General features: G+C 37.6%; 10 protein-coding genes. 4 read left to right on the top strand and 6 right to left on the bottom strand.

Annotated features, from left to right (window positions below; all coding sequences use genetic code 11):
- Positions 1-79 precede the first annotated feature (79 nt).
- From QZ995_RS21080 to QZ995_RS21065, 4 genes are all read right to left on the bottom strand, one after another.
- Positions 80-334: a hypothetical protein gene (locus QZ995_RS21080; RefSeq protein ID WP_301811372.1), complete on the bottom strand. Its 255-nt coding sequence runs from the start codon at positions 332-334 to the stop codon at positions 80-82.
- 98 nt (positions 335-432) lie between these two features.
- On the bottom strand, positions 433-720 hold the full coding sequence (locus QZ995_RS21075; protein ID WP_301811370.1) for a hypothetical protein: 288 nt from the start codon (positions 718-720) through the stop codon (positions 433-435).
- A gap of 59 nt (positions 721-779) precedes the next feature.
- Positions 780-2,138 carry a cell division GTPase gene (locus tag QZ995_RS21070; RefSeq protein WP_301811369.1) on the bottom strand — a complete coding sequence of 453 codons (1,359 nt, stop codon included), beginning with the start codon at positions 2,136-2,138 and terminating at the stop codon, positions 780-782.
- Entirely contained in the window at positions 2,138-2,521 is a 384-nt protein-coding gene (locus QZ995_RS21065; RefSeq protein ID WP_301811367.1) for a hypothetical protein, read from the bottom strand. Before QZ995_RS21065 ends, QZ995_RS21070 begins: the two co-directional genes overlap by 1 nt.
- 370 nt (positions 2,522-2,891) lie before the next feature.
- Here QZ995_RS21065 and QZ995_RS21060 point away from each other — a divergent pair, with 370 nt between their 5' ends.
- Both QZ995_RS21060 and QZ995_RS21055 read left to right on the top strand, forming a co-directional pair.
- The gene (locus QZ995_RS21060) at positions 2,892-3,779 is read left to right on the top strand and encodes a helix-turn-helix domain-containing protein (protein ID WP_301811365.1); all 888 of its coding nucleotides are present in this window, start codon (positions 2,892-2,894) and stop codon (positions 3,777-3,779) included.
- Between the two features lie 179 nt (positions 3,780-3,958).
- Positions 3,959-4,396, top strand: a complete 438-nt coding sequence (locus QZ995_RS21055) for a hypothetical protein (RefSeq protein ID WP_301811363.1) — start codon at positions 3,959-3,961, stop codon at positions 4,394-4,396.
- 62 nt (positions 4,397-4,458) lie between these two features.
- Here QZ995_RS21055 and QZ995_RS21050 read toward each other — a convergent pair whose 3' ends face one another.
- Both QZ995_RS21050 and QZ995_RS21045 read right to left on the bottom strand, forming a co-directional pair.
- A complete protein-coding gene (locus QZ995_RS21050) occupies positions 4,459-4,923 on the bottom strand; it encodes a hypothetical protein (RefSeq protein WP_301811362.1) in 465 nt (154 codons plus the stop codon).
- 384 nt (positions 4,924-5,307) lie between these two features.
- Positions 5,308-5,532 (bottom strand): helix-turn-helix domain-containing protein, encoded by a 225-nt coding sequence (locus QZ995_RS21045; RefSeq protein ID WP_301811360.1) that lies wholly within the window; start codon positions 5,530-5,532, stop codon positions 5,308-5,310.
- 385 nt (positions 5,533-5,917) lie between these two features.
- Between QZ995_RS21045 and QZ995_RS21040 the strand changes: the two genes are divergently transcribed.
- Together QZ995_RS21040 and QZ995_RS21035 are read left to right on the top strand one after the other, a co-directional pair.
- Complete coding sequence (locus QZ995_RS21040) at positions 5,918-6,964, top strand: FtsK/SpoIIIE domain-containing protein (protein ID WP_301811378.1); 1,047 nt, start codon at positions 5,918-5,920, stop codon at positions 6,962-6,964.
- Entirely contained in the window at positions 6,903-7,502 is a 600-nt protein-coding gene (locus QZ995_RS21035; RefSeq protein ID WP_301811358.1) for a replication-relaxation family protein, read from the top strand. Before QZ995_RS21040 ends, QZ995_RS21035 begins: the two co-directional genes overlap by 62 nt.
- The last annotated feature ends 161 nt before the right edge of the window (positions 7,503-7,663 follow it).

Below are 7,663 nucleotides of genomic sequence, written 5' to 3'. Positions count from 1 at the left end.
TTTAGACCGTTGGAGGGATTTTGTATTCTGGAATTTTACCCATTGACTCTTTTAATTTACTAAATACCCTAGTACCTTATTAGCTATTAAAATAAGCAGACAGGATTTCAACATCATTCTTTGAGAGAATGATCTCTGAAATTTCCTCGATATCCACTAACTTGTAACTTTTCAATAATAACACTGTATATTTAGCTTTATCGTTCGGCCACCTCAAAATAACGGTTCTTATATCACCTTGCCTCACGGTTATGTCACTTATTATTGTGAATCCTTCCTCAAAACAAGCAGATAACTTTTCATCCATTTTTGTAATTTTTATTGGTTGATCCATGCTTTTATTTCCTCCCTATAAAAAACAGCACCGATTTTTTATCAATGCTGTTCACGTTGTAATATGTTTATTATTTCCAATTACACAATACTATTCTATTATTTTTGCTTAAACGGATTAGATTTGAAAGGATTGGACGCTTTCTCTCCAAAATCCTTTCGTACTAACAAGATTCTTCCTTTAAAAATCAATTCCATCTCGTCAGTTTTACCACTTTCCGTCAAAGCAAAGACTTTGGTAATTTTGCAGTTTGAGTTATTGCTTGATGAAATTTCAGATGCATATTTTACAACTTCAGACTCATTTTCAAAGCACCTGTGGAAAGTTACTTCTTCCCCTTGGTATTCAGTCGCAAAGACTACGTACACAGTATATGGGTTTTTCATTTTGACCTCCGTTTAAGAACCACTACTAACATCCAGAGGAATTATCTCATTCTCCCTAGTTACTTTTTAATGAGAAATGGATTAAAAGGTTCGTCATCATCTGTGGTGCTAGCTACTTCATCGCGAGAAGCAAACGGGTTCGCAGGGGCATCCGAAACACTTCTTGATCTCGTAGTAGTAGTTTTGAACGGATTTGGTAAACTCAGTTCACCACCGAGATCAAAACCAGATGATTTACTCTCACGTTCTTGTTGCTCCTTGACTAATTGTTGTGATTCTTCTTCCAATCTTCTTGCTCGTTCGGGCAATCCTTGTAAGCTTACTAAAGTGTACACAAGCGCATGCTTAGAATCCCATGTAGATTTACCATAATACACAGGGACACCAGGTAGCTCTTCCTTAATACGCTTATTGATTTTTTCTAATGTATTTATATTTAACAACTCTTCTTTACTTTTTGGCATAACAACATGTAGGCCAAATGCGCGAGCATCTTTCGAATAATTAAACCCATTCGCAAGTACGTTTTTCTCGCGATATGTGGATACGATTTCGTTAATCAAATCATTCTCGCTCTTCAAAACATTTTCTTGCAAGTTGATTCGCTTTTTCGCGTAAGTGAGGACACCGCCGGTGCATAATAATTTGTTTTTAAAATCTTCTGCGTCTAATGTTTTATCAGATTCTAGCGTTGTTGATACATTCCATTCATGGAGGATACTTGCAACCTTGTAATTGGAATATTGGTCCCATGAGATACTACTATCCAAATCAGTATCAGCTAGGTGATCTTCAATTAGTTTTTTGTTATCAATAATCGTAAGGTTCTCTAAAACTCGATAAGTATTTCCCTTCTTATCGGTTCTCACTTCTTGGAGTTTAGGCGTAAGTTCTTTAAGCGCATAGTATGCATTAAGATTCTCGTCAATGTGCGGATTTGGTAGTGATACAATAGCCATAACGGGCTTTCCTACGAAGTCCGCCACTACGTCAATAACCATATTTATAGCTCCTGTACCAGTCCCTCCACCTAAAGAAGCAGCCACTACGATTACATCAACATCTTTCAAAACTCGATTAATTTCATTAAATACAATTTGACCATTCGCTTGTACAGCTAACTTTCCCTTACTTGGATCCATGCCAGCACCACGTTCAAATTCTTTCCCTTTTAATGACACGCGGTTGTTTTTATCTACATTCTTTAAGGATTTTAAATCACCCATATTGGTGTTAAGACATAGAACCGGATATGCTGGTTCGTTATTAATAGGATTACGGATGCCAGCAAAAGTATCTACAATTTTTCCGCCACCTTGGCCAATCCCGATAAAACCAAACTTAATTCCAAGATCGGCCCCCTTCTGTTTTACAAAACTTTCCAAATCCCATACATTATCAATTGTAATCTTACTCATTATTTTGCCTCCCCTTCCATAACTTTAGCGATGATATTGCTAGTCTTCACCAACTCTGGTTTTTCTTTTAGAATTCTCCCCATCTTAGGTATTACCAATTTTCCGTTATCAGTTAAGAAATATTTGAAAGAAGTTCCGTCTGGATAGTAATCAATAAAAGTTGTTCCCAATAAAACTGCTATCCCCTCTTCTACGGTGGATCTGTATTTTTGGGAAAGTTTATTAGGTGTTAATTCTAACCCCATCCGAGTTTGGTATTCTTTTAAGATATCTATTTTTGATATCCCATTCGGATTAAGAGTCACTAAGTAAAATACATCAAGAGCCGCATCTTTTAACACCTTATCACAAATGTATGCGACTACATCATCGGTGAAAGTCAAGCGTACTCCCCTCCTCTTACTCTGCAATTAAAATATGTTTTTTATTATGTTACATTGTGTAACCCATTCGTGTAACGTTATTGTGTTACACAAGTATCTTGTCTAGATCATACAATACTATCCATATTTTTGGCAAGATTTTCTTTGTAAGACCGTTCCACACCAATTAACGCAAGCTTACAAAGTTCGTTCACAAGCCTTTAACAACAAACTTCTGTTAACTTTTAATACAATCATTTCTTTTATTCAACTATATATACTTTAGCTTTGTTATAATGCTAAATAGGATTGTAATACCCATCCACACTAAGTTTTTTTGACTTACATAACTTAACGTACTATTACAAAAGAAAGGAGGAAGAATTGTTAAATGCATAATATGAAAACATATTACACAGCTCAGTTAGCTGAGATGTTCGAAACAACATCAACAACAGTTTATCGCTGGTCTGAGGCTCTAGAAGCAGAGGGGTATCAATATTTATTGGATGATAGGGGAGCAAGAGCCTATCGTGATATTGATATTGAGGCTATAAAACGTTTCATGGAATTGAGACAAGAAAATAGAATGCGGGTAGAAACTGCTGCTAAACAGGTAGTAGAGGAGTTTGCGGGCCGAGTACAGATAGACTTGGAAACGTTTGAAAAACGTAAGATGAGTTTGTCTTATCCAGATGATCCAGAACAGTTTATGGAATTCTTTAAGGGAATGGCCATGTCATACCAAGAGGTAATTCAGACGAACCGAGAGATAACACAGGAGCTTCTGGAAACCCGACAAGAACTGATGCAAATCAAGAGTCAACTCATGGGGCTACCTGAGACTACACGTAGGACAAACATAGAACTTGAGCAAATGAAGCAACAGCTAAAAGATGTACCTAATCAGATAAAAAAGGATATGGAAGAGAAAATCCATAAAAGCCAAAACGATTTGGAAAAGTTGAAGGATAGCATAAAACAAGTAGGGGAGTTGCGTAGCGCAATTGATGAAATTGCTTCAAGTGCTAACAACGAAGCTGAGATGCGAGACATGATCCGTGCCGTTCAATTTGATCTACGTATGGCCGAGTTAGAAGTGACTAATCGCCTCAAGAAACAGGCCCAGGATGAATGGAATCGGCTGCCTGAAGGGGAAAGATACCGCAAGAAAGGACTTTTCGGCAAAGAAGAGGATCTAGGTAAACGGGAGCTTTTCATACAACGATATATTGAAGATAATCTGGCCAACGAGATGGCAAAAACGAAAGAACGGTAGACTTAACTTAGGTTTTACCGTTCTTTCGTTTTTATAAGAAGGAAATCAAGGTTATAATTCATTAAGAAAATGGTTGTTTTTTTTTGCTAAATTTCTCCTCTATTAGTAACAGGTTAATTACCGCGCGGGAAATTACTTGTTTAATTACTTGTTACTATATTTTTGGAGGAAGATAAATTATGGCACGAACAAAACTCAAACAATACTCAGATACGATTATTGTAAACGAAAGGCAACTTGACGATCTTGCTGAAACCATGGAGGCTGTCCTGGAATATGGTGTAATCCAGATGGATGATAATAAACTGGCATCTAATATTTCTCTTGGAACTGCTATCGCTGGCACTGTGTTCAATCTAATTCGACCGGCTGCCATCGCGGTAGGTATTGTTAGTTTGGTTACATCTTTATCAACAAATTTGCGGGGAGATCTTGAAAATAATATCGAGAAAGCAGTTAGAGACTTGCATAGAACTCGTCGTTTCATGAGAGATAATCCGCAATACACAAAGCTTGAGATCGAATTCCCGTTTATGGACTATGACGACATTCGCCTCATTACCGGCAAGGGATTAGTTACTCGCTTGTACGGTAAGAGCGGCTGGATAGAGATGTAATTTAAAAAGGGGGATGTTCGGAAGTTTAACCGAACATCCCCCTTTTTTATGTGGAAGATAGGTCATTTATTTCTAGCAGATTCGAAAACAGCGTGAATCTCTAGGGCTGGGTTATTTACAATTTTATATATGTCGACCTCTTCCTTGGTATTCTGATAGAACTTTATATAGTTGGTGTCATTAAGATATATTGTGCCAATGTCCTGGTTATTTTCTTTAAGATCAATAACGTATTTAGGGGATTCTTCATTTACATTTTTCGAAGCAGAATCAAAAGCATCAGATTCTCTCTTTATTTTTCGAAGTTCCATTTTAGAGAAATCATTTAGTACTTTTTGAATATCTTCGGTAGTTAGTTCTACGTATTCATTATCATTATTTTTTTTGATACTCAGATAAGTGATCTTTTCTTTATTGAACCAACCAAGTTCGTCAAATGACTTTACTTTTAATCCTGGAAAATAAATAAGGGTACTGAGTGCAAAAATTCCGATGAGAGAGAAAATAAGGATATAAATTTTTTTCAAGGCATACATCTCCTTTATTTCAATATGTGAAACCCTCCTTGTGATTATTGCATTATGCATAACACAACTTGTCTTTTTTCTGTGTCGTCAATTAAAGTGAGCACTTTAATAATATCTATTTTAACATATATATCCAATATAATGACGGAAAGAAAAAAAGATAAAAGCAAAAAACGGTAGTCCAAAAGTGAATTTACCGTTTTTTGCTACTGAAAAACCTATTTAGTAACGTTTAACCGTTGACTTATTGCTGATTAGAAAACAGCCGAAAAACACTGTAATAGCAACATTCTTATGTTGTTTTAGAATACGATTTTAGCTTAGGTCGCTTAGTCATTGCTAAAGTATTAACCAAAACTTTTCTCCTAAAGTCTTATACAAAAGTTACATTTCCCAAAAGTCAGTTTGTTTTACTTTTGGGTCCACCTTACGTAATGTTTGGAGTATTTTTTGTATTGTTTTCAAATTAGGTGTGTACTCATCCTCTGACGCAATCCTCGATATCGTTGCTCTATTTAAATTTGTTTCACGAGCTAACCATTGTTGAGTAATTCCTCTATGATCTAACCATTTTCCAAGGCGGGAACGTTTCTTACCTAAGCCAAACATTTCATAATCACCTCATCCATCAGCATGGACAAGAATTTAAAAATACAAACATATTTGTTACAAAAAAGTAGCATTTTGGACAATCCATACGGCATTCAATTAGAACATACCAAAGAATATTCCAAAGAATGTTCTCCAAAAGAACAATTAAAGAAGTTGTAAGAATCCTTGATATATCTGATTTATTGCTTGTTCAACAGTATTCTTTTTAGTTGAAATACTACTACGTAGTTAGGAGGTTTTTATTATACCTATTTTTACTGTTTCATCAACAGTAGCTTTTGCTTTGGGAATTGCCTCAATTGCTGGAGTAGCCACAATATTTCAGGGAGTAAATAGCATTGAGGACAAAATATTAAGAGTGTGCAGAAGGCGAGGAATTTTGGTGAAAGTAGGGGAGTACGTTCATTTACCTAAAATAACGGCTTGTCAGAGGCGCTCATGGGGTGTACAAGTGCGTTTATATCTACCGAAGGGGATTACAACAAAAGAGGTTATAAAGCATCAGGAAGCCTTTGCAGAAGCCCTAGGGCATGATGTCAGTTTTGAGTATTCACATACCACAGGATTTGTTATGGAGATTTACAATAAGGGACTTCCTAAAAAAATCGAATATACCTATGAGAAGTCTCGAAGCTGGCGGATTCCTATTGGAGTAGATCGAAGAGGGGAGACGGTCTATTATGATTTTTCTGGACCATACCCGCATCTGCTGAACGCTGGCATAAGTGGTGGCGGAAAGAGTGTATTCCTTCGATCTGTTCTGACATCTTTATCACTAGGGCCTAAGCCAGATATGTATCTTTGTGATTTAAAGGGTGGGGTAGAGTTGGGGCTTTTCCGTAACTTTGAACATGTCAAAGGATTTGCAACCAGTTTATATGAGGTATACCAGGTGTTGGATACAGTCGAACAAGATATGATTCAACGCCTCAAATGGATGGCCAGTAATGAGATTCAAGAATGGCGGGGGAAACGAATAATCCTAGTTATCGATGAGCTGTCAGACTTCAGAGTCGCTGACCGAGGTGACCCACATAAAGAGGTAAAAGCAGCCATTAAGGAAAAACTAACTTCCATCTCAGCCAAAGGGAGAGCTGCTGGTGTCACGATAATTCTTTCCACTCAACGTCCTAGCGCTGATATTATCGATGGCATCATAAAAACTAATGTGGCCACAACAATAGCATTTCGGACCAGAGACAGCATTCAGTCTCGCATCATTCTAGACAACGACAAATCATCCGATCTGCCTGACATACCAGGGCGAGCTATTTTCCAACAAGCTAAGGATTGCGAAATACAAACGTTCTACCTGTCCTATCAGCGCGCCAAAGAGCTCTTAAAAAATGTGGAGAGGAGGGAAACCGATGAACGCAGCAACCATCAAGAAACAATCTCGCTGGATGCAGATACTATCGTCCTTGGATGATTTCGGATTTCTGACAACAAGCCAGATTCAGCGTCTTCATGGTCTAGGAAGCAGGCGAAACACTCATCGCATCTTAACTGATATGGACAGTATGTTGAATTCATTTCGGCTAGAGGAAGCTGTCTACTATCTATCCGCAAGCGGAAGGAAAGCTATCGGGTCAAAGAAGGTACGCGGGAAGACGCTCACAGCCCCGCACACGCTTCTTAGGAACGAAGTGTACATTTGGATTCGACCTCGATTATGGAAGCAGGAACAAGCCATCAAATGGGAAGGAAAAGCACTGATTCCTGATGCCTTATACCAGAAAAACGAACAGTACTTTTTTCTCGAAGTTGATTCCACGCAATCGATGACTGTTAATCGGCAGAAAATAAATTTGTACAGAGAACTGCGAGATAGTGGGTTATTCCAGAAACGATTTGGCCAGTTCCCCACGATTCAATTCGTGACTACAACCGAATACCGCAGAAAGGCCTTACGAGCAGCTCTTGATGGTTTAAAGTCAGAGGCGCTACTTCATTCGGAAATCAAGTAATAGACTCTAATGCTTGGACATATATTGTTGTAAATGTGTTACAGTGTTACGCCGTAACTGTAACGTTGTAACACTGTAACTGAGTAACTCCGTAAATGTTTTACTGAGATAAGTCCAGATTTCATCCAATAAAATTTCAAAATAGAGTGGGGGAGTAGCCA

Source organism: Brevibacillus laterosporus, from assembly GCF_030489605.1.
GTDB classification, from domain to species: Bacteria; Bacillota; Bacilli; order Brevibacillales; family Brevibacillaceae; genus Brevibacillus_B; species Brevibacillus_B laterosporus_E.
Note: the sequence above shows the minus strand (reverse complement) of the source record. Positions and strands in the feature narration are given on the sequence as shown.

Coding starts and splice junctions, on each gene's coding strand:
- QZ995_RS21080 (WP_301811372.1), bottom strand. CDS start 334: ATGGATCAACCAATAAAAATTACAAAAATGGATGAAAAGTTATCTGCT.
- QZ995_RS21075 (WP_301811370.1), bottom strand. CDS start 720: ATGAAAAACCCATATACTGTGTACGTAGTCTTTGCGACTGAATACCAA.
- QZ995_RS21070 (WP_301811369.1), bottom strand. CDS start 2,138: ATGAGTAAGATTACAATTGATAATGTATGGGATTTGGAAAGTTTTGTA.
- QZ995_RS21060 (WP_301811365.1), top strand. CDS start 2,892: ATGCATAATATGAAAACATATTACACAGCTCAGTTAGCTGAGATGTTC.
- QZ995_RS21055 (WP_301811363.1), top strand. CDS start 3,959: ATGGCACGAACAAAACTCAAACAATACTCAGATACGATTATTGTAAAC.
- QZ995_RS21045 (WP_301811360.1), bottom strand. CDS start 5,532: ATGTTTGGCTTAGGTAAGAAACGTTCCCGCCTTGGAAAATGGTTAGAT.
- QZ995_RS21035 (WP_301811358.1), top strand. CDS start 6,903: ATGAACGCAGCAACCATCAAGAAACAATCTCGCTGGATGCAGATACTA.